Consider the following 23,906-nt stretch of genomic DNA (forward strand, 5'->3'; position numbering starts at 1 on the left):
CCCGCATGACCTCGTTCACCTACGCCGCCAACCCCGTCCGGGTGCTCTTCGGCCGCGGCACGCTCGGCGCCCTCGGGGACGAGGCCCGCCGCCTCGGGATGCGCCGCGTTCTCCTCGTCGGCACCCCTCGGCACGCCGGCCGGGCCGGAGAAGTGCTCGGCTCCCTCCTGGCCGCCCGCTTCGAAGACCCCGTCATGCACACCCCCGTCGACGTCACCGAGCGCGCCCTCAAGGTCGTCGCCGAGCACGACGTCGACGGCGTCGTCGCCGTCGGCGGGGGCTCGGCCACCGGGCTTTCCAAAGCCATCGCCCTGCACACCGACCTGCCGCAGCTCGTCGTGCCGACCACCTACGCCGGCTCCGAACTCACCGCCGTCCTCGGCCAGACCGCCGACGGCCGCAAGACCACCCAGACGAACCCGAAGGTCCGGCCGGAAACCGTCCTCTACGACGTCGACCTCACCCTCGGCCTGCCCGTCCCCCTCTCCGCCGCCAGCGGGCTCAACGCCCTCGCCCACGCCGTCGAAGCCCGCTACGCCCCCGACGCCAACCCGGTGACGAACCTCCTCGCGAACGAGGCCGTCCGGCTGCTCACCAGTGCCCTCCCCCGCATCGCGCGGGATCCGTCCGATGTGGACGCCCGCACCGACGCCCTCCGCGGCGCTTACCTCGCCGGCACCTGCCTCGACGCCGTCCGGATGGGCCTGCACCACCGGCTCTGCCACCTCCTCGGCGGCAAGTTCGGCCTGCCCCACGCCGAAACGCACGCCGTCCTCCTCCCGTACGTCATGGCGCACCAGGGCCTCGACGACGCCGGCGACGTCTTCGCGCTCGCCGAAAGCCTCCCGATCCCGCACTCGCTGGCCGAACTGGGCCTCACCGAAGCGGACATCGACGGCGAGCCGGAGGCCGACCTGCTCCGCCAAGCCCTCACCGGCACCCGCCCCGCCACCGCCCCCAGCCTCAAGGCACTCACCCAGCAGGTCGTCGACAGCTTCGCCGCCGCGCCGGACCGCGTCCGCACCCTGCTCACCGATCTCGTCGAGACGTTGCACGCCTACGCCATCCGCACCGACCTGACGCAGGACGAGTGGGAGTACGCGATCGGCTTCCTCACCCGCGCCGGCCACATCACCACCGACACGCGGCAGGAGTTCATCCTGCTGTCGGACACCCTCGGCGTGTCGAGCGTCGTGGACGTCCTGACCAACTCGCGCACGCCGGACACGACCCCGTCGGCCGTGCTCGGCCCGTTCTACGTCGAAGGACCACCCGAAACCCCGCAGGGTGCCGACATCGCGGAGGGGCTTCCGGGAACTCCGCTGTGGACCGACATCCGCGTCACGGACACCGATGACCAGCCCGTTCCCGAGGCGGTCGTCGACGTCTGGCAGTCCAATGAGGACGGCTTCTACGACGTCCAGCTGCCCGATGTGGACGGTCCGGTGCTGCGGGCCCGCTTCCGCACCGACGAAAACGGCAGGCTGCGGTTCCGGACCATCGTCCCCAGCGCCTACCCGATCCCCGCCGACGGCCCTGTCGGGCAGCTGCTCGACGCCGTCGGCCGGCACCCCTACCGGGCGCCGCACGTGCACTTCATGATCGCCAAGCCCGGCTACCGGACGCTGATCACCCAGCTGTTCGTCGCCGGCGGCGACTACCTCGACTCCGACACCGTCTTCGGCGTCAAGGACGGCCTGGTCGTCGACTTCTCCGAGCAGCGCCTCGACTTCACCTTCCGGATCTCAAGGAGCAGCGAATGAGCTACGACACCGACGTCATCGTGGTCGGCAGCGGCCCGGCCGGCGGCTCCGCGGCGCTGCTGCTCGCCACCTATGGCGTGCCGACCGTGCTGGCCACCAAGTACGGCTGGATGGCCAACACGCCCCGCGCGCACATCACCAACCAGCGCACCATGGAGGTGCTGCGCGACCTCGGCGTCGAGGAGAAGGCCCTCGCGGTCGGCACGCCGCCGGAACTGATGGGCGACACCGTCCTCTGCACGTCGCTGACCGGGCCCGAGATCGGCCGCATCGCCAGCTGGGGCACCGGCGACCGGTCGGCGGCCGAGTACGCCGCGGCGAGCCCGTGCCACATGATCGACCTCCCGCAGACCTACCTCGAGCCGATCCTGGCCAGTGAAGCCGCCGCGCGCGGCGCGAAACTGCGGCTGGACACCGAGTTCCTCGACTTCACCCAGGACGCGACCGGTGTGACCGCCCGGTTCCGCGACCGCGTCCGCGGCGACGAGTTCACGTTGCGCGCCAAGTACCTCGTCGGGGCGGACGGCGCGCGCAGCCGCGTCGCCGAGCAGGCCGGGCTCCCGATCGCCGGGCAGACCGGCAAGGCCGGCAGCATGAACATCACGTTCACCGCCGACCTCGCGCCGTACGTCGCGCACCGGCCGAGCGTCCTCTACTGGGTCATGCGGCCCGGCGCCCACCTCGGCGGGATCGGGATGGGCCTGGTCCGGATGGTGCGGCCGTGGAACGAGTGGCTGCTGACCTGGGGTTACGACATCGAGCAGGCGCCACCGGAGGTCGACGTCGAGGAGGCGACGCGGCTGGTGCGCGACCTCGTCGGCGACCCGGACCTCGAGGTCGAGATCACCTCGACTTCGCTGTGGACGGTCAACCACAACTACGCGACGGAGTACCGCAGCGGCCGGGTGTTCTGCGCCGGCGACGCCGTGCACCGGCACCCGCCGTCCAACGGGCTCGGCTCGAACACCTCGATCCAGGACTCCTACAACCTCGCGTGGAAGCTCGCGATGGTGCTGCGCGGCGAAGCGGGCGAAGGGCTGCTCGACAGCTACACCGCCGAACGCGCCCCCGTGGGCAAGCAGATCGTCGACCGCGCGAACCTGAGCCGCGACCAGTTCGGGCCGATCTTCGCCGCGCTGGGCATCACCGGTGACACCGACGCCGACGGCATCACCGCCGGGCTCGAGACCTGCCTCGCGCCGACGGCCGAGGGCGCGCGGAAACGGCGTGAGCTGGAGCAGGCGATCGAGCTCAAGCACTACGAGTTCAACGCCCACGGGGTCGAGATGGACCAGCGGTACGCCTCGGGTGCGGTCCTGCCGGACGGGGTCGTCGCCGAACCCGACCGCGACCCCGAGCTGTTCCACCGGCCGAGCACCGAGCCGGGCGCGAAGCTGCCGCACGCGTGGCTGGTCGGGCCGCACGGCCGCCGGGTGTCCACTTTGGACCTCGTCGGCGGCGGTCGCTGGACGGTGCTGACCGGGCTGACCGGCACGGCGTGGCGCGACGCCGCGGCCAAGGTGGGCGCGGAGCTGGGCCTCGAGCTGCGCGCGGTGCGCGTCGGCGACCCGGAAGGCCGCGACGCGTACGGCGACTGGGCGCGGCTCAGCGGCATCGACGAGGACGGCTGCCTCCTGGTCCGCCCGGACGGCTACGTCGCCTGGCGCCACCGCACGGCGTCGCCCGAAGCGGCGAAAGCGCTGCTCACGGCGTTGCGGCAGCTGCTCGACCGGCCCTGATCACGGCGTGGTGACCTGGGTGAACGTGACCGGGATCTTCGGCGGCCCGCTGCCGTCGCCGATGCCGGGGCGCGCCGGGTCGACACCGGCGCGCGCGACGTTGTCCAGGACGCCGAGGCCGGCGTCGTCGATGCTGCCGAACACGGTGTACTCCGGCGAGATCCGCACGGTGCCGAAGACGAGGAAGAACTGGGAGCCGCCGGAGTCGGGCTGGGCCGTCTTCGCCATCGCGAGGACGCCGCGGCCGTAGGTCAGCTCGGGGAACACCTCGTCGCGGATCGTGTAGCCGGGGCCGCCGGTGCCGTCGCCCGCCGGGTCGCCGCACTGGAGCATCTGCAGCCCGGCCGTCACGGACAGGCGGTGGCACGACGTGCCGTCGTAGAAGCCCTGCTTCACCAGGCTGAGGAAGTTGACCACGGTGCACGGGGCGAGCGCGCGGTCGAGGGTGAGGCCGATGGCGCCCGCGCTCGTCGCGAGCCGCACGGGGACGGTGCCGGACGACGGCGCCGGGCCGTCGGGCGGCGGCGCGACCTTCTTCGGCGCGGGCGACGCGGGATCCGGGGTGAAGGCGCAGGTCACCGGATCGGCGAGCGGCTTCGACCGCTGCGGCATCGGGGCCCGGCCGACGGTGGGCAGCTGGTACGCGGCGCTCGGGGCGGTGGTGGCCGTGGACGGCGAAGCCGGGATCGACGACGGCGTGGCGGGCCCGGTCCCGATGGCGCCGCTGACGTCGTCGTCGCGCAGGAACCCGGGATAGCCCCAGGCCAGGAAGGCCAGCGCCATCACGATGACGACGACGACCGAACCGGTGATCAGCACGACGGCGGCGGGCGAGGTCTTCTTCGGCGGCACCGGCGGCTGCCACTGCGGGTACTGGTGGGACGGTGGCGGGTACCGGAACCTTTCGGCGTCGTTGTGGCCCGGCCGATCCCCCGGCTCGCTCATCCGCTCTCCCCTCGTCAGCCGCCCATTGTGCCGCGAAGACCTCCTCCCCGGGACGGGATCGGCGGAAAGGAGGGTCTTCGTGGACGGGAAGAGGGGTGCTCAGCTCACGGCAGCCCCCACGGCGAGCTCGCCCCGCCGGGGGCGACCGGCCGCACCGCGAAGTCCGGCCGATCCCCCTGCCGGTACACGAACGCGTCCTCACCGCGCCCCAGCTCGACCTGGATGTCCCCGGTGGCCAGCCGGCGCCAGCGCCGCGACCGGCCTCGCGCGTCGGTCACCGCCAGCTCGCCCTCGATGCCCGGCCGCAGCACGCACGGCGCCCCGGCCTCGCTGTGCACCTTCAGCCAGCGTGTCTTCCCCGCCGCCCGGGACGCGCTGAGCAGGAACGCCCCCTCGGTGCGGAAGTCGCGCAGCGCGACGTCGCCCCAGGCCGCCGGCACCGCCGGGAACAGCCGGAGCACCCCGCCCCAGCTCTGGACCAGCATGTCCTGCACGGACTTCGCCGCCGACAGTGGTGTCTCGATGACCGGCCCGGACTCCTTGTACATCGTGTTGGGCTGGATGTACCGCCGCTGCAGCTCGCCGAGGTAGAAGGCGGCCTGCTCGCCGCGCAGCATCTGGGCCGAGATCGACGCCGCCCCGGTGAACGTGTAGCCCTGCAGCGCGCCCTCGAAGCCGACCCAGTGGTTCAGCGACGTCTCGATGATCGCCCGGTGCTCCGGCTGCTCCCAGGTGATGTCGTAGAGCGGGTAGATCTGCAGCAGGTGGGAGTAGTGCCGGTGCGACTTCGCGAACGGGACGCCGGCGCCGATCATGTACCCGTTCGCGTCGGCCGGGTAGTCGACGAGGTTCGCCAGCACGTCCCGCCACTTCGGTGCCAGCGGGTCGCCGGGCGCGTGCTGCAGGAGCGTCTTGCAGCCCCAGCGGATGAGCGAGAGGTCGTAGTTGCAGTCGGGCGCGTTGACGCCGTACTCGGGCGAGAACGTCGGCGGCAGGTGGAGCCTGCCGTCCGGGCCCGGGGCGAGGAAGTGCAGGTAGTAGTTGATCGCCCTGCGCAGCAACGGGACCAGCGTGTCCGACAGCAGCCGCCGGTTCATCGTGTGCCGGTAGGACAGCCAGACGTTGTGCAGCGCCCACGTCAGGTTGCCGACTTCCGGCGTCGGCGTGTCCTGCCCGGGGATGCCGACCGGGAACCCGCTGGTGGCGTTCGAGACGCCGTTGAGCAGCGTCATGTCCGTGGTCCGCGGGATGCCCGCCGAGTCGGCCTGGTACGGCGACGCGACCTGGCTCGTCAGGTTGCCCCGGTACTTGCCGAGCGCGTAACCGACGGCGTCCAGCTCCAGGTGGTTCGAGCCGTGGATCAGCCAGTATTCGAGCTGGACGTTGAGGTTCCACCACGTCGCCGGCCACGGCGTGTTCTCCAGCCACGGCCCCGACGTCGCCATCACCGGTGCCTCGCGCCGGGCCGCCGACGCCACCTTGTACAGCTGGATCCAGTAGAAGCTCTGCAGCCGGGTGTCCGGAATGGACAGGAAGCTCGCCCGGTAGTAGTCGTGCCACCAGCGCCGGTGGTCCTGGGTGAGCGCGGCGAACGCGGGAGCCCCGCGGACCGTCGCCAGCGCCCGCGCCACGGACGTCTTCGCCGGGTGCGACCACGCCACCGACGTGTACAGCGTGCGCGCGCCACCGCGGGTGACCTCGCGCCACGCCGTCACGTGCTCGCCGCCGGCCAGCAGCGGCTGGACGGCCAGCCGCGCGTCGCCGCTGCCGCTCAGCTGCACCGGCGGGTTCGCGGTGTAGCCGGCCGGCGGCGGCTTGTTCCACACCGGATCGGCGCGCGGGCTGACCGCGACCGCCGGGTGGAACACCCACTTGAACCCGCGTTCCCCTTCGGAGGGCCGGATCTCGACGGCGAGCAACGACTGTCCGGTGTGGACGATCGCGCGCAGGCTCAGGCTGCCCGCGGCCGTCGTGACCGTGCCGGTCAGCTCGGCGTTCCACAGGTCCATCCGCCAGTCGATCGCGGTGATCGCCCCGACCGGTTCGAGCGTGAAGTACCCGATCGGCAGCCGCGCCAGGCCGAACAGCGAGCCGAACTCCGGCCGGTGGTCCTGGACCTGGCTGTGCTGGACGTTGAACCGGACCGCGTTCTGCCCCGGCTCGGCGTAGATGCCGGAGCCGAGGAACCCGTTGCCCAGGAACGGTCCCTCGTACCAGGTCTTCGGCATTCGCCGCCAGTACAGGTCGGCGGTGCCGAGGAACCCGGCCCAGCCGAAGTCGTCACCACCGGGCTCGGCGGCGAAGGCGGGCCCGGACGGCAGGCCGGCGGCGGCGATCCCGGCGAGCGCCCCACCGAGCACGGTCCTGCGGGTGATGTCCATTCGACCTCCTCGTCGAAAAGCGGGTGTCAGCTCGGCAGGCCCCACGCCGGCGCCGGGCCGAGGGCGGGGACGTCCCGCGGCGCGCAGTCCGGCCGCCCGCCCCGCGGGGTGACGACGGCGGTGCCGCCGCGGCGCAGCCCGATCGCGATCCGCCCGGGCCCGGCCGGGCGCCACGGCAGGCGGCGGCCGTGCTCGTCGCGGACGTCGACGTCACCGGCGACGCCGTGCTGGAGGACCAGGGGTTCACCGGCTTCGCTGTGCACGCGGACGAACTCCGTCCGGCCGTCGCGGCGGGAGGCGTCCACGAGGAACGCACCCTCCGCGCGCAGGCCGGCGATCGAGGCGTCCCGCCAGGTCGCCGACACCGACGGGAAGACCTTGAGCACACCGCCGGAACCCTGCATCAGCATGTCCACCACGGACTGGGCGGCGGTGATCGGGCTTTCGATGGCGAAGTTGGCGCCCTCGCGGTACATCGTGTTCGCGGTCAGCTCCGTGTCGGCCACGACGTTCCGGTCGAGGAAGAACTTCAGGTAGTGCAACGCTTCCTCGGGCGCGTCCATCACGGACTTCATCGAGGACGCGGCCGCGTAGCTGTAGCCGTGCCAGGCGGACTGGTCGGCGGCCCAGTGGTCGAACGTCCGGCTCATGAGGCCGCGGTCCGCCGGGGAGTCCCAGACCTTCTCCCGCAGCGGGTAGAGCCACAGCAGGTGGGAGAAGTGCCGGTGCGACGCGGCGAGCGGGACGCCGTCGCCGATCAGCACGCCGTTGGCGGGATCTTCGTGGTAGGGCACGAGTTTCGCGCCGATCTCCCGCCAGGCCGGCACGCGCGGTTCGTCCAGCCGCAGGATCCGCGCGGTGTCGACGAGCGTCCGGGCGGCCCACCGGATCAGCGACAGGTCGTAGGTGCAGTCGGGCGCGTCGGCGTACTCCGGCGAGCGGGTCAGCGGCAGGTGCAGGAACCCGTCCGGGCCGGTGACCAGGAAGTGGCGGTAGAAGTTCAGTGCCTTGGCCAGCGTCGGGTACAGGACGTCCCGCAGGACCCGGGTGTCCAGGTGGTGGCGATAGGCGAGCCAGACGTTGTGCAAGCCCCACAACAGGTTCCCGGTCTGGTCCGTTTTGGACGTCGTCCCGGGGACGCCGACCGAGCGCGTGCCGCCGGGCCGCAGCCGCCAGTCCCCGGGGTGGGAAAGGGCGTAGGTGTCGCCGTCGCGGTAGGCGGGCGGCACGGACGTCTCGAGGTTCGCGTGGTCGCGCCGGAAGGTTTCGGTGACGGCGTCGAGTTCGGGGTGGTTGCTGCTGTTGACGATCGGGTAGGTGACCTGGACGTTGAGGTTCCACCAGACCGCGGTCCAGCTGTTGCCGACCTCGGGGAACCACGGTCCCCACTCGGACACGACCGGCCCGTCCGCGCGGGTGGCGGCCGCGATCTTGTACAGCTGGATCCAGTAGAACCGCTGGACCTGCTTGTCCGGCACCGAAACGAAGCTGCGGCGGTGGTAGTCGTTCCACCAGCGGCGGTGCCGGGCCAGCAGCGCGTCCGGGTTCGCGGCAAGCGCTTTCTCGACACTCCTGCGGGCGTCCGCGGTGTGCGTGGTGCCCGGGAAACTGTAGGCGACGGTGGCGGCGAGCAGCCGTCTCGTGCCGATCGCGCGCTCCCGCCACGCCGTGGTGTACCCGCCGCCGGCGAGCAGGGGCTGCGCGCAGTACCCCTCCGCGATCTCGGGGGCGGGGTTGGCGACGTACTCGGGCGGCTTGCGGACGGTCCGCGTCGTCGCCGACTCCAGCGGCTGGAACGTCCAGGCGGCGCCCTGCTCGCCGGGGCTGGGGGTCAGCGAGACGAGCAGGACGCCGAGGTCGTTGTGCACGACGGCGGAGAACGCGACCGAGCCGCGGGTGGTGGTGATGGTGCCGCCGAGTTCGGCGTTGTAGAGGTCGAGCGTCCAGTCGACGGCGGTGACGGCGCCGGCCAGGGTGAGCGTGAGGTAACCGATCGGCAGGCGGGACAGCCCGATGCCGGCTTCCCACTGGATCCGCTGGTCCTGCACCTGGGTGTGGCTCAGCATGACCTTGAGGGTTTCCGGCGTCTTGCCGGCGTAGACCTGGGCGCCGAGGTAGCCGTTGGCGAGGAAGGGACCTTCCTGCCAGTTCTTGGGGAGCCGCTGCCAGACCATGCGCGCATCGCCGGCGACGTCCCGGTGCGGGTTCCCGCCACTCGCGGCGGCGGGCGACGGGGCTTGGGCCCAGAGTCCCCCGAACGCGGCGGCCCCCACCGCCACCGATGCCGAGCGAAGCACCGTACGCCGCGACACTGCGTCCATGAAGCATCCCTTCGGATACATACTACGTTTGACGAGTTCAGCTGGCGGCGTGCGGCCATACTTGCAGAAGGCGTCCCGAAAATCCAGGACGGTTCACCCGGAAAGCTGCAGAGACATCCGATGTATGGCTCAGGCCTCGCGGCAGATCTGGGCGATCAGGGTGTCGGCCGCCCAGCGTTCCCACCGCTCGGGCGACCAGCCGCGGTCACGGACGAACACCTGGTAGAGCTCCGGGCTCAGCAGCCCGAACAGCAGGTCGGCCGCGTGCTCGGCGGTCATCCCGGCCCGCACGCCCGGCTTGGCCACCAGGGACCGCGCGGCTTCGAGGTGGACGGCGAACCGGGGGTCGGCGCCGGCATCCCACTGCCCGGCGATCGCCGGGTCGGCCGAGGCGGCCGCGCGCAGCATCTCGACGATCGGGGCGACGCGCTCCAGGATCGCCCGCGTCCCGCGGACGTGCAGCCGCACGTGGGCCTCGGCGGCCGGCGCCGCGACGGCCTCCCGGAACCACGGCCGGTCCATCGTCGCGACCGGCTCCAGGTCACCCGCGATCGCGACGTCGACCAGTTCCTTGAGCAGCACGCGCTTGTTGCCGAAGACGAAGTAGATCGTCTGCACGGCGACACCGGCCTGATCGGCGATGTCCTTGAGGGTCGTCGCGCCGTAGCCGTTGCGGACGAACAGTTCGCGCGCCGCCTCCAGCATCCGCCGGCGCGTCCCCGCGGCATCGCGGACCCGTTTCTTGCGCTCCACCATTACTGGAGTGTACATCTAGAGTACAACTCTAGTAACGGAGGAGCCCATGCAGGCCATCGTCAACACCCGGCAAGCCGAAGCCTGGAACGGCTGGGAGGGTGCGCACTGGGCGCGGAACCGCGCCCGCTACAACGCCATCGTCGGCGCCTTCAACGACGACCTCTTCCGGGCTGCCGCGATCGCCCCCGACGACCGGGTCCTCGACGTCGGCTGCGGCACCGGCCACGTCACGCTGCTGGCCGCGCGGCGCGCCTCCCGCGGACACGTCGTCGGGATCGACCTCTCGGCCCCGATGCTGGAGCGCGCCCGCGCCGACGCGGCGGCGCAGGACCTGGCCAACGTCCGGTTCGAGCAGGGAGACGCCCAGGTCCACCCGTTCCCCGACCGCGGATTCGACGTCGCGCTCAGCCGCGGCGGGGTGATGTTCTTCGAAGACCCGGTGGCCGCGTTCGCCAACATCCGGCGCGGGCTGCGGGCCGACGGGCGGCTGGCGTTCCTCGGCCCTCAGGGCGGCGGCCCCGACAGCGACTACGCCCGCGCGACCGCGGCGCTCCAGCCCCTGATGCGCGCCCCCTCACCCGCGTCACGCGGGATGGGGTCCCTGGTCGACCCGGCCCGTATCCGCGAGGTGCTCGACGCGGCCGGGTTCACCGGCATCCGGGTCGAGCCGGTCACCGCGCCGATGGACTACGGCCGCGACGCCGCCGACGCGGCCGCGTTCATCCTCGGCCAGGGGCCGGTCCGCACCAACCTCGCCGGACTCGACCCGGATGTCGTCGAACGGACGCGCGCGCACCTGGAGGAGGGGCTCGAGGCGTACGAAACCCCGGAAGGGGTCCGGATCCCGGGCGCGGTCTGGCTGGTGGACGCTATCCGGGCGGTCTAGGCGCCGGGGAGCGGCGGCAGCGCCGGCGTCCACAGCCACCGGGTGAAGAACGCGTCCAGCGACCGGGCCGCGTAAGCCTCGGCCAGCGCGACGAACTGCTCGGTGGTCACCAACCCGTGCCGGTGATCCCCGGTCCACGCCTTCAGCAACGCGAAGAACGCCGGATCCCCGATCTCCGCCCGCAGCGCGTGCAGCGTCAGCCCGCCGCGCTTGTACACGCGCTCGTCGAACATCCGCGAGACCCCGGGGTCCGCGATCCGGACGTCGGCCGGCTTGGCCTTGATGCGCGTGTGCCAGCTGCGGGCCAAAGCCGAAGCCGGCTGGCCGCCCGACTCCTCGGACCACAGCCACTCCGCGTACGTCGCGAAGCCCTCGTTCAGCCAGATGTGCCGCCAGTCCGCCACCGTCAGGCTGTTGCCGAACCACTGGTGGGCCAGCTCGTGCACCACCAGCCGCTCGTGCGTGCGGCGGCCGTCGACGTGGTTGGCGCCGAAGATCGCCATGCCCTGGGCCTCGATCGGGTCGTCGAGGTCGTCGTCGGTGACGACGATGACGTACTCCTCGAACGGATACGGGCCGAACAGCCGCTGCAGCAGCTCGATCATCCGGCCCTGCCGCCCGAAGTCGCGCTCGAACGCCCGCCTCAGCCGCGGGGGCACCGCGGCCCGCTGCGGCACCGTCTCCAGCACCGAATCGACGTGACCGCGGCCGAAGCCGAGCGTGAACCGGCGGGTCCCGACGCCGGTGTGCGGGAACCAGCCGCGGCCGGTCAGCTCCAGCTCGTCGTACCGGCCGATCTGGACGCTCATCAGGTACGTCGCCGTCGGTTCCGGCCGCTCGAACACCCACCGCGTGGTGCTGCCGCCGATGGAACGCTCGATCAGGTTGCCGGTGACGGCGACCTGGTACGGCGACGCCGTCGTCAGGGTCACCCGGTACGACGCCTTGTCCGACGGGTGGTCGTTGCACGGGTACCACGACGGCGCCCCGACCGGCTGGCTCGCCACGAGCGCGCCGTCGGTCAGCTCGTCCCAGCCGACGTCGCCCCAGCGGCTGCGCACCGGACGCGGGTTGCCGACGTAGTGCACCTCGATGAGGAACTCGGCACCCGAAGCGATCGGCTTCGCCGGGCGGACGTGCAGCTTCGCGCCGCGCTTGAGGTACTTCGCCGGCTTTCCGTCGACGAGCACTCGGTTGATCCGGAACTCGCCGAAGTCCAGGCTGACGCGGGAAAGCGCCTGCGTCGCCTCGGCGGTGAGGACCGCGGACGCCGAAAGCCGGTTCGGCGCGACCTTGTAGTCGAGGTTCAGCTCGTAGTGCCGGACCCGGTAACCGCCGTTGCCGTGCGCGGGGAGGTAGGGATCACCGGAAGTATCCGCGCCGGGTGCCGGAGCCTTCGAAATCACCCGTGCCGAACCTTTCCTCGTACCGACGTACCGAACCAGGCTCGCACGCCACGTGTGAGTCCGGCGAGCCAGGCGGGTACTTCGTGACCTTCTACTTACCCATCCACGCGGAGATCGGGTTGCCGAGCCAGCGCGTGTCGGCCGGCACCTCGTCGCCGCGGGTCACCAGCGAGCCCGGGCCGACCGTGGTGCGCGCGCCGATGCCGGCGCCCGGCAGCACGATGCCGTGCGGGCCGAGCGTGGCGCCTTCGCCTAGCGCCACGCGCGACATGCTCATGATCCGGTCGTGGAACAAGTGCGTCTGGACGACGCAGCCGCGGTTGATCGTCGCGCCGTCGCCCAGCGAAACGAGGTCCGCTTCGGGCAGCCAGTACGTCTCGAGCCAGACGCCGCGGCCGATCTTGACGCCCATCGTGCGCAGCCACGCGGTCAGCAGCGGGGTGCCGCCGACCGAGCCGATCAGCCACGGCACGGCCAGGGCCTCGACGAAGGTGTCGGCCAGCTCGTTGCGCCAGACGAAGGAGCTCCACAGCGGGTGGTCGATTTCGCGGAATTTGCCGACCAGCAGCCACTTCATGACGGTCGCGGTCAGCGCCGCGACGACCCCGGCGGCCAGCAACGCAGGCCCGGCGAGCAGTAGCGCCACGCCGAAGCCGAACACAGAAGCCGCCCGCAGCAGCCCGAAGGCGACCGAGACGGTCAACGCGACCCCGCACATCACCGGGACGATCCGGCACAGCTCGACCAGCGCCCGCGCCGCCTTGAGGTGCAGCGCCGGGGTGTAGGTGCGGCTCGTGTCGGCCTCGCCGATCGCGCGGCGCACCGGCAGCGGCGGCATCCCGAGGTACGACGAGCCCTTCTTCGCCTTCAGCGGCGTCGACGACAGGACACCGACCAGGCCGCGCTTGGGCACCGACCGGCCGGGCGCGGTCATCCCCGAGTTGCCGAGGAACGCCTGCTTGCCGATCCGGGCCGGGGCGACGTGCAGCCAGCCGTGGCCGAGCTCGTAGGTGGCGACCATGGTGTCGTCGGCCAGGAACGCGCCGCTGTCGACCTTGGTCATCTTCGGCAGCGCCAGCACGGTCGACGCCTCGACGTTGCGGCCGACCTTCGCGCCGAGCAGCCGCAGCCACACCGGCGTGAAGAGGCTGGCGTACAACGGGAACAGGCCTTCGCGGGCCATGCTCATCAGGCGCTCGGTGGCCCAGACCTGCCACGCGACGCGGCCGTGCACCGGGTGGTAGCCCTCGACCATGCCGATGCTCAGGCACCGGACGCCGACGAGCACGAGCAGCATGTACGCGAGGAAGTACGCGGCGGTCGCGGCCGGGACGAAGACCAGCGCGCGGGTGAACGCGTCCAGCAGCGTCGGCGCACCGGCGATCGCGTAGCCGAGCACGGCGACCCCGGCGAGGGCGGCCACGCCGGGCAGGAAGCCGAGCGCCAGGGAGGTCGCACCGTAGACGGCGGCCCAGAAGTGCGACCGCGGCGGGCGGCTCGACGGCCACTTCAGCGCGTCGCGCTCGTCCTTGGCCACGCGCGCGGCGGGCGAGCCGGCCCAGCGCTGCCCGGCCGGGACGGCACCGCGGACGGTCGATCCGGCGGCGATCTCCGCGCCCTTGCCGATGCGAACCCCCGGGAAGAGCGTGCTGCGCGCGCCGACCCGGGCTTCCGCACCGACGCGGACCTTGCCGATGTGCACGACGTCGCCGTCGACCCAGTGCCCGGACAGGTCGACCTCGGGCTCGATCGCGGCACCGCGGCCCAGCTTGAGGAAGCCGGTGACCGGCGGCGGCGAGTGCAGGTCGACGTCCTTGCCGATCCGCGCGCCGAGCGCCTTCGCGTACGTGGTCATCCACGACGCGCCGGCGACGCTGTCCGCGCCGGAGAACTCGGCCAGCTTCTCGGCCGTCCACAGTCGCAAGTGGACACTCCCGCCGCGCGGGTAGGTGCCGGGCTGCACGCCCGACAGCAGCACGCGAGCGCCACCCGCGGCGATGGCGATCCGGCCCGCTGGGCTGAACAGCACCACCCAGGCCAGGCCGATCCAGGCCCAGCTCAGCGTCGGCGCCCAGGCGAACCCGAGCAGGGCCAGGACGTTCGACAGCGCCGCGGCGAGCGTCGCCCAGCGAAGGCCGACCAGACCCATCAGCGGGACCATCAGCAGCGACTGGACGACACCGGCGCGACGTGGGGCCGGCGCGATCTCGCGGCGCTCGGTGGCCTGGCCGCTCAGCGCGTCCAGCATCGCGGCCAGGGCGCCCAGCTTGGGGTGGGCGTAGATGTCGGCGACCGACACCTGCGGGTGGCGGGTGCGGATGCGCGCGACGACCTGCGCGGCGGTGAGGCTGCCGCCACCGTGGGTGAAGAAGTCGGCCTTCGGGTCGTCGACCGACACGCCGAGGATCTCGGCCCAGCCTTCGGCGAGCCACGTCTCGGTCGGCGACAGCCCGGTGGCGTCCACAGTGGACAGCGGCCACGGGAGCGCGGCCCGGTCGACCTTGCCGGACGTGCGGGTCGGCAGGTCGTCGACGACGGCCAGCAGCGGCACCAGCGCGGCGGGCAGGTGCTCGCGCAGCCGGGTCGCGACGTCGTCCTGGTCGAACGGGACGCCGGCGGCGGGCACGACGTAGCCGACGAGGACCTGGTTGCCCGCCTTGGTGCGGCGGATCGCGGCGGCCGCGCCCTGCACGCCGGGCAGGGCCTGCAGCGCGGCGTCGACCTCGCCCAGCTCGATGCGGCGGCCGCCGAGCTTGACCTGCTCGTCCAGGCGGCCGAGGAACAGCAAGCCTTCCTCTTCGGCGCGGACCATGTCGCCGGAGCGGTAGGCGCGCTGCCAGCCCAGCGACGGCAGGGCCGCGAACTTCTCGGCGTCCTTCTCCGCGTCGAGGTAGCGGGCCAGCCCGACGCCGCCGATGACCAGCTCGCCGGTCTCGCCCATGGCGACCGGCTCGCCCTCGTCGTTGACCACCGCGAGCTGCCAGCCGGCCAGCGGCAGGCCGATCCGGACCGGGCCCTCGCCGGTCAGCTGCGCGGCGCAGGCGACGACGGTGGCCTCGGTCGGGCCGTAGGTGTTCCAGACTTCGCGGCCTTCGACGGCGACGCGCTCGGCCAGCTCCGGCGGGCACGCTTCGCCGCCGAAGATGAGCAGGCGGACGTCTTCGAGCGCGTCGGCGGGCCACAGCGCGGCCAGCGTCGGCACGGTCGAGACGACGGTGATGCGCTGCGCGACCAGCCACGGGCCGAGGTCGACACCGGTGCGCACCAGCGCGCGCGGCGCCGGGACCAGGCAGGCGCCGTGGCGCCAGGCCAGCCACATCTCTTCGCAGGAGGCGTCGAAGGCGACGCTCAGGCCGGCCAGGACGCGGTCGCCGGGGCCGATCGGCTCGTCGGCGAGGAAGAGCTCGGCTTCGGCGTCGACGAAGGCGGCGGCACTCGCGTGGGTGACCGCGACGCCCTTGGGCTTGCCGGTGGACCCGGAGGTGAAGATTATCCACGCGTCGTCGGCCGGGCCGGGAACGTCGTCACGGCCGCCCGGCGTCGAGTGGACCTCGATCTTGCCGTCGGTCGCGACGGCCGCGACCTGGGCCTCTTCGAAGACCAGCTCGGCGCGCTCGTCCGGGTCGTCCGCGTCGACCGGCACGTAGGCGGCGCCCACGGACAGGGTGGCGAGGATCGCGACGTACAGCTCGGCGGTGCCGGAGGAGATCCGGATGCCGACGCGGTCGCCGAGGCCGACGCCGTACCCGCGCAGGCGGCGGCCGTAGGCGTCGATCTCCTCGAGCAGCCGCCGGTAGGTCAGGGTGGTGGTGCCGTCGTCGATCGCGGCGGCGGTGGGGTGCCGCTCGGCGGTCTCCGCGACGATGTCGAGCAGGGTGCGCTCGCTCGCGCCGAGGCCGGACCAGAACAGCGCCCGGTCGGCGACCGTGACCTCGAGGGCGGAACCGGTGGGTTCGATCGTGACGGTCATCAGGCGTTCGCCTCGAGGAGAACGAAGACGTGCAGAGACGAACCATGGGCGCGCAAGCCCACCACTCACCTTTCGGGAGCCTCAACCGGGCTTGCTCTCCGGTTGAGGCGCCCGCAACGACCATCCACGATACCCGCGAATGAAGAAAAGGTATCCACAGGGTCACGACGGAGTGTCGGACCTCACCCTTGAGCAGTCTTACCGCGTGCGCGCGGCTTTTCCGCCGATCTTCGGTTTCGCCTTCTTTTCGCGAACCCGCACATTCACCCGAACGGGGCTGCCCGCGAAACCGAACTGCTCGCGGAACTTGCGCTCGATGAACCGGCGGTAACCCGCCTCGAGGAAACCGGTGGTGAACAGCACCAGCGTCGGCGGCCGGATGCCGGCCTGCGTCGCGAACAGCACCTTCGGCTGCTTGCCGCCGCGGACCGGCGGCGGCGTGGCCGCGATGAGGTCGGACAGCCACGCGTTGAGCTGGCCGGTCGGCACCCGCTTGTCCCACGACGCCAGCGCCGTCCGCAGCGCCGGGGCGATCTTGCGCACCGAGCGGCCGGTCAGCGCCGAGATGTTGACCTTCTCCGCCCACGGCACCCGGACCAGGCCGCGCTCCAGCTCGCGGACCATCGCGTGCCGGCGGTCCTCGTCGACCAGGTCCCACTTGTTGAAGGCGAGCACGCAGGCGCGCCCGGCCTCGACGACCATGGTCAGCACGCGCAGGTCCTGCTCCGAGATCGGCTCGGCCGCGTCCAGCAGCACGATCGCGACCTCGGCCGCGTCGATCGCGGTCTTGGTGCGCAGCGACGCGTAGTACTCGGCGCCGGCGGCGAAGTTCACGCGCTTGCGCAGGCCCGCGGTGTCGACGAACCGCCAGGTCTCGCCGTCCAGCTCGACCAGCGAGTCGACCGGGTCGACGGTGGTCCCCGCGACCGAGTCGACGACCGAGCGCTCTTCGCCGGAAAGCTTGTTCAGCAGGCTCGACTTGCCGACGTTCGGCTTGCCGACCAGCGCGACGCGCCGCGGGCCCGCCGAGACGGCGCCGCCTTCGCGCGGCGCCTCGGGCAGGGCCTTGAGGATGGCGTCGAGCAGGTCGCCGGAGCTGCGGCCGTGCAGCGCGCTGACCGGGTGCGGCTCGCCGAGGCCGAGCGACCACAGCGACGCGGTGTCCGCGAGCAGGCGGTCGTCGTCGACCTTGTTCGCGGCCAGCAGCACGGGCTTCTTCGAACGGCGCAGGACCTTCGAGACGGCCTCGTCGGTGGCGGTGGCGCCGACGGTCGCGTCGATGACCAGCAGCACGGCGTCCGCGGTCTGCATCGCCAGCTCGGCCTGCGCGGCGACCGACGCCTGCAGCCCGGTCGCGTCCGGCTCCCAGCCGCCGGTGTCGACCAGGGTGAACTTCCGGCCGCCCCAGTACGCGTCGTAGGCGACGCGGTCGCGGGTCACGCCCGGCACGTCCTGCACGACGGCTTCGCGGCGGCCGAGGATGCGGTTGACCAGCGTCGACTTGCCCACGTTGGGACGGCCGACCACGGCGAGCACCGGTTGCCCGAGGGCAGCCTCCTCGGCCGCTTCCGCCGCCTCGATCTGCGCGTCGAGCGCGGCGAACTCGGTCTCGTCGGACCAGGTGCCGTCGACTTCGCCGACGCTGTCGAACTCTTCCATTACTACCCAATTTCCCTTATGGCGTAACGAATCCGTTTTCGGAACGCCAATCGTCCAAAGTCTTCACGAGCGCCGCGAGCTCGCCGCGCAGCTCTTCGGTGCCCTGGTCGAGCCCGGTCTTCCCGGGGCCGACCTTCGGCGTGAACGGCTCCCCCACGAGGATGTCCACCCGCGGCCGGAACCGTCGTCTGCCGTCGGCCGGCTTGCGCGTCCCCCGCGTCGCGACCGGGAGCACGGTCGCGCCGGAGGCCCGGACGAGCCAGGCCGCTCCGCGTTCGGCCGCGCCGACGTCGCCGGCCCCGCGGGTCCCCTCGGGGAAGATGCCCACGACACCGCCGTCCTTCAGCACGCCGACCGCGGTCATCAGCGGTTTGCGGTCGATCTCGCCGCGCTTGAGCGGGATCTGCCCGATCGCCAGCATGAACCTGCCGACGATGCCGCCGAACATCTCGGCCTTGACCAGGAACGCCGAACGCCGGGGAAGCATTCCGAAGATCAGCTGCGGTTCGATCATGGAGCTGTGGTTGGCGATCACCAGCACCGACCCGGTGGCGGGCATGCGCTCGCGGCCGTGCACCCGGACGCGGAAGGCCGACCGCAGATAGTACCGGGCGAAGACCCGCCCGGCGTCGTGGAGTGCGCCGACGGAGCCCGCAGGCAGTCCGTCAGCGCTCATCGAGCTACCTCGGCGTTGCAGCCTTCGAGGATGCCGCGGTGGCTGGCCAGCTCGCTGAGGGCGACGATCACCTGGTCGATCGACAGTTCCGAGGTGTCGACGTGCACGGCGTCGTCGGCCGCGCGCAGCGGCGAGGCGGCGCGGGTCGAGTCGAGGTGGTCGCGGCGTTCGACGCTGGCCAGTGCGTCGGCGACCGACGACTTCCGGCCGGCGGCGGTGTCCTGGGTGCTGCGGCGCGACGCGCGGACGTCGGCGGACGCGGTGAGGAAGACCTTGAGCGGCGAGTCGGGCGCGACGACCGTGCCGATGTCCCGGCCTTCGACGACGATCCCGCCGCGGTGGCCGACGACGTCGTCGATGATCTGCCGCTGCCGGGCGACCAGCAGCTCCCGCACGTGCGGGACGGCGGAGACCGGCGAAACGGCCTTGGTGACCTCGGGGCCGCGGATGTCGGCGGCGACGTCCTCGCCCGCCAGCCGGATCTCGGGCCGGTCCGGGCTGGTGCCGATGGCGAAGTCGGCGCTGTCGGCGAGCCGGGCGACGGCGTCCGCGTCGGCCGGGTCGACGCCGGCCCGCAGCACGGCGAGGGTGACCATCCGGTACATGGCGCCGGTGTCGAGGTAGCCGGCCCCGAGCCGCTGGGCGAGCTTGCGCGCGACGGTGGTCTTCCCGGTCCCCGACGGGCCGTCCAGCGCGACCACACCACGTAGGGCTCCCGTCACCGGCACTCTCCTCGCGTTCTTGTATCTCGATCGGCCGTCCCCCATTCTGCCGGTCGGGCCGAGGAGGAGATCAGTCGGCCCGCGTGCCGAAGCGCGCCACCACGAGGGCGAGGCGCTCGTCACGGTGGGCGGGCGACAGCCGGTGCCCCCGGTCGAGGGTGACCAGGCCGTGCAGCGTGCTCCAGAACACCTCGGTCAGCGGGCCGGCGTCCTGCCGGCCCGCCACCGGTTCGATGACCGCGAGGAGCTCCGCGAAGTTCGCCTTCATCACCTCGGGGGTGTCGTCCCTGGCGAACCGCAGCTCGGACGCGAGCGTGAACATCGCGTCGTAGAGCGCCGGTTTCGCGTCGGCGAACTCGATGTACGCGCCCGCGATCCCGGCGATACCGCCGTCGCGCGCTGCGGCCAGTGCCGCGGCCAGCTCCGCGAAGCCCTCCAGCGCGGCGGCCGCCATGATCGCGTCCTTGCCGCCGGGGAAGTGGCTGTAGAGCACCGGCTGGCTGTACTCGATCAGGCCCGCGAGCCGCCGGGTGGTGACCGCGTCCCAGCCCTCCGCCTCGGCCAGCTCCCTGGCCGCGGCGACGATCCGCTGCCCCCGCTCGGTCCGGTCGCGCACACGCCGCTGTCGCTGGGTCATAGGTCACATGCTAGCACTGCTAGACAAACTAGCGTCGCTAGGTTAGCGTTGCTAGCAATCCTAGCGATGCTAGAAAACCACTGGAGGGAACACCATGGTCGTCACCGGCTACATCCTCGTCGCGCTCGTCTCGCTCGGGATCATCTACGTCGGCCTCAACTACCTGTTCGCACCGGCGAAGATCGCCGCGGGCTTCGGCTTCACCGAAGTTCCCGAGAACGCCGAGAGCTTCTTGAACGTCAAGGGCGGCCGAGACGTCGGCGCCGGCCTCATCCCGCTGGCCCTGATGGTCTACGGCGACGCGCACGCGCTGGGCTGGGTCATCCTCACCGCGGCCCTCTGGCCCGTCTTCGACATGCTGATCGTGCTGCGCCACCGCGGGAAGAAGGCCACCGCCTTCGGCGTCCACGGCCTGACCGCCGCCGTGATGGTCGTCGCCGCCCTGCTCCTGCTGCTCGGCTGAACGTCGCGAATCGGACACGTGAGTTACGGTGGTTGGGTGAACGTCGAAGTAACCCCCCTGCCCGGCATCGGGGTCCGCAAGGACTTCAGCACCCGGACGGGCCGCCGCATCGGGGTCGTGACCCAGCGGGACGGCCACACCGAGCTCATCGTGTCCAAGGCGGACGACGCCGACGCCTGCGCCGCCTCGATCCCGCTGACCGCGGACGAGGCGGGCACGCTGGCCAACCTGCTCGGCGCGCCGCAGCTGGTCGCCCAGCTCACGGAGGAGCACCGGGACCTGCCGGGGATCAGCACGCGGCAGCTGCCGATCAAGCCGTCCGGCCCGTTCGACGGCCGGACGCTCGGCGACACGGCGATGCGCACCCGCACCGGCGTCTCGGTGGTCGCGGTGGCGCGGGCCGGCCAGGTGCACCCGTCGCCGACACCGGACTTCACGCTCACCGGTGGCGACCTGCTCGTCGCGGTCGGCACGAGCGAGGGGCTCGAAGCCGCCGCCAAGATCCTCAAGTACGGCTGATCCCGCGATGGACCACACCGCGCTGTCCCTGATCGAACTGGGGGCGGTCTTCTTCGTGCTGGGCGCGCTCGGGCGCCTGGCCGGCAAGATCGGCCTCTCCCCCATCCCGCTGTACCTGCTCGGCGGCCTCTGCTTCGGCTCCGGCGGGCTGATCCCGCTGACCGACATCGGCGGCTTCACGCACCTGGCCAGCGAAATCGGCGTCGTGCTGCTGCTCCTGCTGCTCGGCCTCGAGTACTCCGCGGCCGAGCTGTTCACCGGCCTGCGCCGGTCCTGGATCGCGGGCCTGCTCGACATCGTCCTCAACGCCGCCCCCGGCGCGGCGGTGGCGCTGCTGCTGGGCTGGGGCCCGGTCGGCGCGATGGTGATGGCGGGCGTCACGTACATCTCGTCGTCCGGCATCGTCGCGAAGGTGCTCGGCGACCTGGGCCGGCTCGGCAACCGCGAAACGCCGGTGGTGTTGTCGATCCTTGTGTTCGAGGACCTGGTGATGGCGCTCTACCTGCCGATCCTCACGGCGGTGCTGGGCGGGGTGTCGCTGCTCGGCGGCATGGAGGCCGTCGGGATCTCGCTGCTGGTGATCACGGTGGTGCTGGTGATCGCGCTGAAGTTCGGCCGGTACGTCTCGGCGGCGGTCGACAGCCCCGACCGCGAGGTGTTCCTGCTCAAGGTGCTGGGCGCGGCCCTGCTGGTGGCGGGCGTGGCCTCGGCGATGCAGGTGTCGGCGGCGGTCGGGGCGTTCCTGCTCGGCATCGCGATCTCGGGCTCGACGGCGGAGAACGCGACGCACCTGCTGGAGCCGCTGCGGGACTTGTTCGCGGCGGTGTTCTTCGTGGTGTTCGGCCTCAACACGAACCCGGCGTCGATCCCGCCGGTGCTCGGCTGGGCGATCGTGCTCGCCGTGGTGACGACGCTGACGAAGGTGGGAACCGGCTGGTGGGCGGCGCGCCGGCAGGGCATCGGCCGCTTGGGCCGGGCCCGGGCCGGGGCGGCGTTGGTGGCCCGGGGCGAGTTCTCGATCGTGATCGCGGGACTGGCGGTGACGGCGGGAGCGGTCGACGGCGAGCTGGCCGCGTTGGCCACGGCGTACGTGCTGCTGATGGCGATCCTCGGCCCGACGGCGGCCCGGGTGGTGGAGCCGATCGTCCGCGCACTGCAGCGGAAGGCAGCGACCCGGACGGCTCCCGCCGAGGCGAACTAGCGCAGGTCCGCCCGGCCCGCCGACGGCACGTGCTCGCCGCCGGCGGGAACCGGGTGGGTCGTCGCCGCCGGGACGACGCCGGCCAGCGGGACCGACACCGTCGTCTTCGCCAGGTCCAGCGTCACCCGGCCCGGCTGGGCCGGACCGCGGATGAAGCTGCCGTCCGTGCCGCCGATGATCAACGCCAAGGCGTGGCCGCGGGGCACCACGTGGTCGGTCGACGCCAGCCGGAACGTCATCGTGTACGCCGTCCCCGGGGTCAGCGGCCGTTCCTGCGACAGCGACGCGTAGTTCGCCAGGTCCGCCCAGCCCCGGCTGAGGATCGTGTAGTTCACCTTCTTCACGTCCGCCGACGTGATCCGGTAGCAAGCGTCGTCGCCCGGCGTCGACGAGCCCCAGCAGTTCTCCGCCGTGCCCGTCTTGATCCCCTCGCCGCTGCCGGCGAAGTTGCGGATCGTCGCCGCGCCCAGGTCGACCAGCAGCGCCGACACGCGGGCCGACGACGTGCTCGGCGTCGCCGTCACGGTGATCGTCGAAGTTCCCGAGACCTGCAGGTCCGAGGCCAGTGTCCCGGTCGAGTACGTCAACGCCGCGCTGCCCGGGCTCGTCACCCAGGTGTCCTCGCCCAAGCCGGGGTTGTCGGTGAAGGACGCCGTCCCGGTCGCCGGTGTGGTGCCCAGCTTGCCGGATGCGCCCGGCCGCAACGTCGTCGCCACCGCGTTCGCCGCCGGGTACGCGCTCTGGTCCACCCACTGGTCCGGCTGCCGCTCGACGCTCGCCTGCGGCCCGTTCTGGGCGCCGTTGTCGATGCCGAGCAGGTAGTGGTCGAACCACCGGTGCAGCAGGTCGACCCAGTCCGCGCGGCGGTAGTCGAACGGGTCGACGTGCCCGGTCTGCGCCAGCCAGATCTTCTTCTCGACGTTCAGCCCGGCCCACCACTGTCCGAAGTGGATGGTCTTGACGTTCAGGTCGTTGACGCCGTGGGAAAGCAGCACGCTCGCCCGCACGTTGCCCGCGCTCTTCACGTAGTCCCGGTCCGCCCACAGCGGCCCGTAGTCGCCGTTCGCGGTGGCGCCCTGCGTCAGGACCTGGTTCTGCGCCGAGCAGTTCTGCCCGCCGTTGCGCGCCTCGACCGTCTGCGCGAGCCCGGCCGGGTTGAAGCCGAACGTCGCGCCGTCGGAGCGGTAGTAGTCGTACCAGGAGCTGATCGCCGAGATCGGCACGATCGTCTTCAGCCCGGCGACGCCGGTCGCCGCGACGCCGTTCGCGATCGTGCCGTCGTAGGACTTGCCGATCATCCCGACGTTCCCGGTGCTCCAGCCCGCCGTCACCGCGCTGCCGCCGGTCTTGGCGCTGTAGCCGCTCGCGCGGCCGTTGAGCCAGTCGACGACCTTGCGCGCCGAGTCGACGTCCGAAGCACCGCCGACGTCCGCGCAGCCGGCCGAGCGGTTCGTCCCGGCCAGGTCGACGAGCACGACCGCGTACCCGCGCGGCACGAAGTAGTTGTCGTAGAACAGCGGGAACTTCACCGGTTTCCCGGCGCTGTCGTACGACTTCAGCTCGCTCTCGTTGCCGCGCCCGCAGCACGAGTAGTACGGGCTCGCGTCCATGATCACCGGCACCGGCGAGGTGGCCTCGCCCGGCCGCACGATGTCGGCGGCGACGCGGTCGGAGCGGCCGTCGCCGTCGCCGTCGTGGCCGATGTCGACCCAGACGGTTTCGCGGATCGCTTTCGCGTAGTCGTAGACCGGTTCGCTCGCCGCGGGCGCCGCGGCCGCCGGGGCCACCGCACCGGACAGGAGCACCGCGAGGACCCCGCACACCACCCCGAGTCGCATGCCCGTCACGCTAGCGAGCCGGCG

The 23,906-nt window shown here is 72.2% G+C and carries 17 protein-coding genes; 6 read left to right on the forward strand and 11 right to left on the reverse strand.

Annotated features, from left to right (window positions below; all coding sequences use genetic code 11):
• Positions 1-5: 5 nt before the first annotated feature.
• Both AB0J40_RS40495 and AB0J40_RS40500 read left to right on the forward strand, forming a co-directional pair.
• Positions 6-1,763, forward strand: a complete 1,758-nt coding sequence (locus AB0J40_RS40495; RefSeq protein WP_364464689.1) for a maleylacetate reductase and hydroxyquinol 1,2-dioxygenase domain-containing protein — start codon at positions 6-8, stop codon at positions 1,761-1,763.
• Complete coding sequence (locus tag AB0J40_RS40500) at positions 1,760-3,502, forward strand: FAD-dependent monooxygenase (protein WP_364464691.1); 1,743 nt, start codon at positions 1,760-1,762, stop codon at positions 3,500-3,502. Before AB0J40_RS40495 ends, AB0J40_RS40500 begins: the two co-directional genes overlap by 4 nt.
• On the opposite strand, the gene AB0J40_RS40505 is transcribed toward AB0J40_RS40500, so the two are convergent.
• From AB0J40_RS40505 to AB0J40_RS40520, 4 genes are all read right to left on the reverse strand, one after another.
• The gene (locus tag AB0J40_RS40505) at positions 3,503-4,447 is read right to left on the reverse strand and encodes a peptidylprolyl isomerase (RefSeq protein ID WP_364464693.1); all 945 of its coding nucleotides are present in this window, start codon (positions 4,445-4,447) and stop codon (positions 3,503-3,505) included.
• A gap of 104 nt (positions 4,448-4,551) precedes the next feature.
• On the reverse strand, positions 4,552-6,828 hold the full coding sequence (locus AB0J40_RS40510) for a Tat pathway signal sequence domain protein (RefSeq protein WP_364464695.1): 2,277 nt from the start codon (positions 6,826-6,828) through the stop codon (positions 4,552-4,554).
• A 26-nt stretch (positions 6,829-6,854) separates the two neighbouring features.
• Positions 6,855-9,149: a glycoside hydrolase family 95-like protein gene (locus tag AB0J40_RS40515; RefSeq protein WP_364464697.1), complete on the reverse strand. Its 2,295-nt coding sequence runs from the start codon at positions 9,147-9,149 to the stop codon at positions 6,855-6,857.
• A 129-nt stretch (positions 9,150-9,278) separates the two neighbouring features.
• Positions 9,279-9,905 (reverse strand): helix-turn-helix domain-containing protein, encoded by a 627-nt coding sequence (locus AB0J40_RS40520; RefSeq protein ID WP_364464699.1) that lies wholly within the window; start codon positions 9,903-9,905, stop codon positions 9,279-9,281.
• Between the two features lie 46 nt (positions 9,906-9,951).
• Between AB0J40_RS40520 and AB0J40_RS40525 the strand changes: the two genes are divergently transcribed.
• The gene (locus AB0J40_RS40525) at positions 9,952-10,791 is read left to right on the forward strand and encodes a methyltransferase domain-containing protein (protein WP_364464701.1); all 840 of its coding nucleotides are present in this window, start codon (positions 9,952-9,954) and stop codon (positions 10,789-10,791) included.
• On the opposite strand, the gene AB0J40_RS40530 is transcribed toward AB0J40_RS40525, so the two are convergent.
• The 6 genes from AB0J40_RS40530 to AB0J40_RS40555 form a co-directional block, all read right to left on the reverse strand.
• On the reverse strand, positions 10,788-12,197 hold the full coding sequence (locus tag AB0J40_RS40530) for a M1 family metallopeptidase (protein ID WP_364464703.1): 1,410 nt from the start codon (positions 12,195-12,197) through the stop codon (positions 10,788-10,790). The two genes, AB0J40_RS40525 and AB0J40_RS40530, sit on opposite strands and share 4 nt — an antisense overlap.
• 91 nt (positions 12,198-12,288) lie before the next feature.
• Positions 12,289-16,167 (reverse strand): Pls/PosA family non-ribosomal peptide synthetase, encoded by a 3,879-nt coding sequence (locus AB0J40_RS40535; RefSeq protein WP_364464705.1) that lies wholly within the window; start codon positions 16,165-16,167, stop codon positions 12,289-12,291.
• Positions 16,168-16,365: 198 nt separating this feature from the next.
• A complete protein-coding gene (gene der / locus AB0J40_RS40540; protein ID WP_364464707.1) occupies positions 16,366-17,826 on the reverse strand; it encodes a ribosome biogenesis GTPase Der in 1,461 nt (486 codons plus the stop codon).
• A 16-nt stretch (positions 17,827-17,842) separates the two neighbouring features.
• Entirely contained in the window at positions 17,843-18,502 is a 660-nt protein-coding gene (locus AB0J40_RS40545) for a lysophospholipid acyltransferase family protein (RefSeq protein WP_364464709.1), read from the reverse strand.
• Positions 18,499-19,203, reverse strand: coding sequence for a (d)CMP kinase (gene cmk / locus AB0J40_RS40550; RefSeq protein ID WP_364464776.1), 705 nt, complete (start codon positions 19,201-19,203; stop codon positions 18,499-18,501). The genes AB0J40_RS40545 and cmk overlap by 4 nt, the downstream gene beginning before the upstream one ends.
• A 91-nt stretch (positions 19,204-19,294) precedes the next feature.
• The gene (locus AB0J40_RS40555; RefSeq protein WP_364464711.1) at positions 19,295-19,861 is read right to left on the reverse strand and encodes a TetR-like C-terminal domain-containing protein; all 567 of its coding nucleotides are present in this window, start codon (positions 19,859-19,861) and stop codon (positions 19,295-19,297) included.
• 94 nt (positions 19,862-19,955) lie between these two features.
• Between AB0J40_RS40555 and AB0J40_RS40560 the strand changes: the two genes are divergently transcribed.
• The 3 genes from AB0J40_RS40560 to AB0J40_RS40570 are packed head-to-tail and all read left to right on the forward strand — an operon-like array spanning position 19,956 to position 22,044.
• On the forward strand, positions 19,956-20,324 hold the full coding sequence (locus AB0J40_RS40560) for a DUF4267 domain-containing protein (protein ID WP_364464713.1): 369 nt from the start codon (positions 19,956-19,958) through the stop codon (positions 20,322-20,324).
• Positions 20,325-20,360: 36 nt separating this feature from the next.
• Positions 20,361-20,843, forward strand: coding sequence for a TrkA C-terminal domain-containing protein (locus tag AB0J40_RS40565; RefSeq protein ID WP_364464715.1), 483 nt, complete (start codon positions 20,361-20,363; stop codon positions 20,841-20,843).
• Between the two features lie 7 nt (positions 20,844-20,850).
• The gene (locus AB0J40_RS40570; protein ID WP_364464717.1) at positions 20,851-22,044 is read left to right on the forward strand and encodes a cation:proton antiporter; all 1,194 of its coding nucleotides are present in this window, start codon (positions 20,851-20,853) and stop codon (positions 22,042-22,044) included.
• Here the strand turns inward: AB0J40_RS40570 and AB0J40_RS40575 are convergent.
• Positions 22,041-23,882: a Xaa-Pro dipeptidyl-peptidase gene (locus AB0J40_RS40575; protein ID WP_364464719.1), complete on the reverse strand. Its 1,842-nt coding sequence runs from the start codon at positions 23,880-23,882 to the stop codon at positions 22,041-22,043. The genes AB0J40_RS40570 and AB0J40_RS40575 overlap by 4 nt on opposite strands.
• Between the last annotated feature and the right edge of the window lie 24 nt (positions 23,883-23,906).

Source organism: Amycolatopsis sp. NPDC049691, assembly GCF_040675005.1.
In the GTDB taxonomy this organism is placed as follows: domain Bacteria; phylum Actinomycetota; class Actinomycetes; order Mycobacteriales; family Pseudonocardiaceae; genus Amycolatopsis.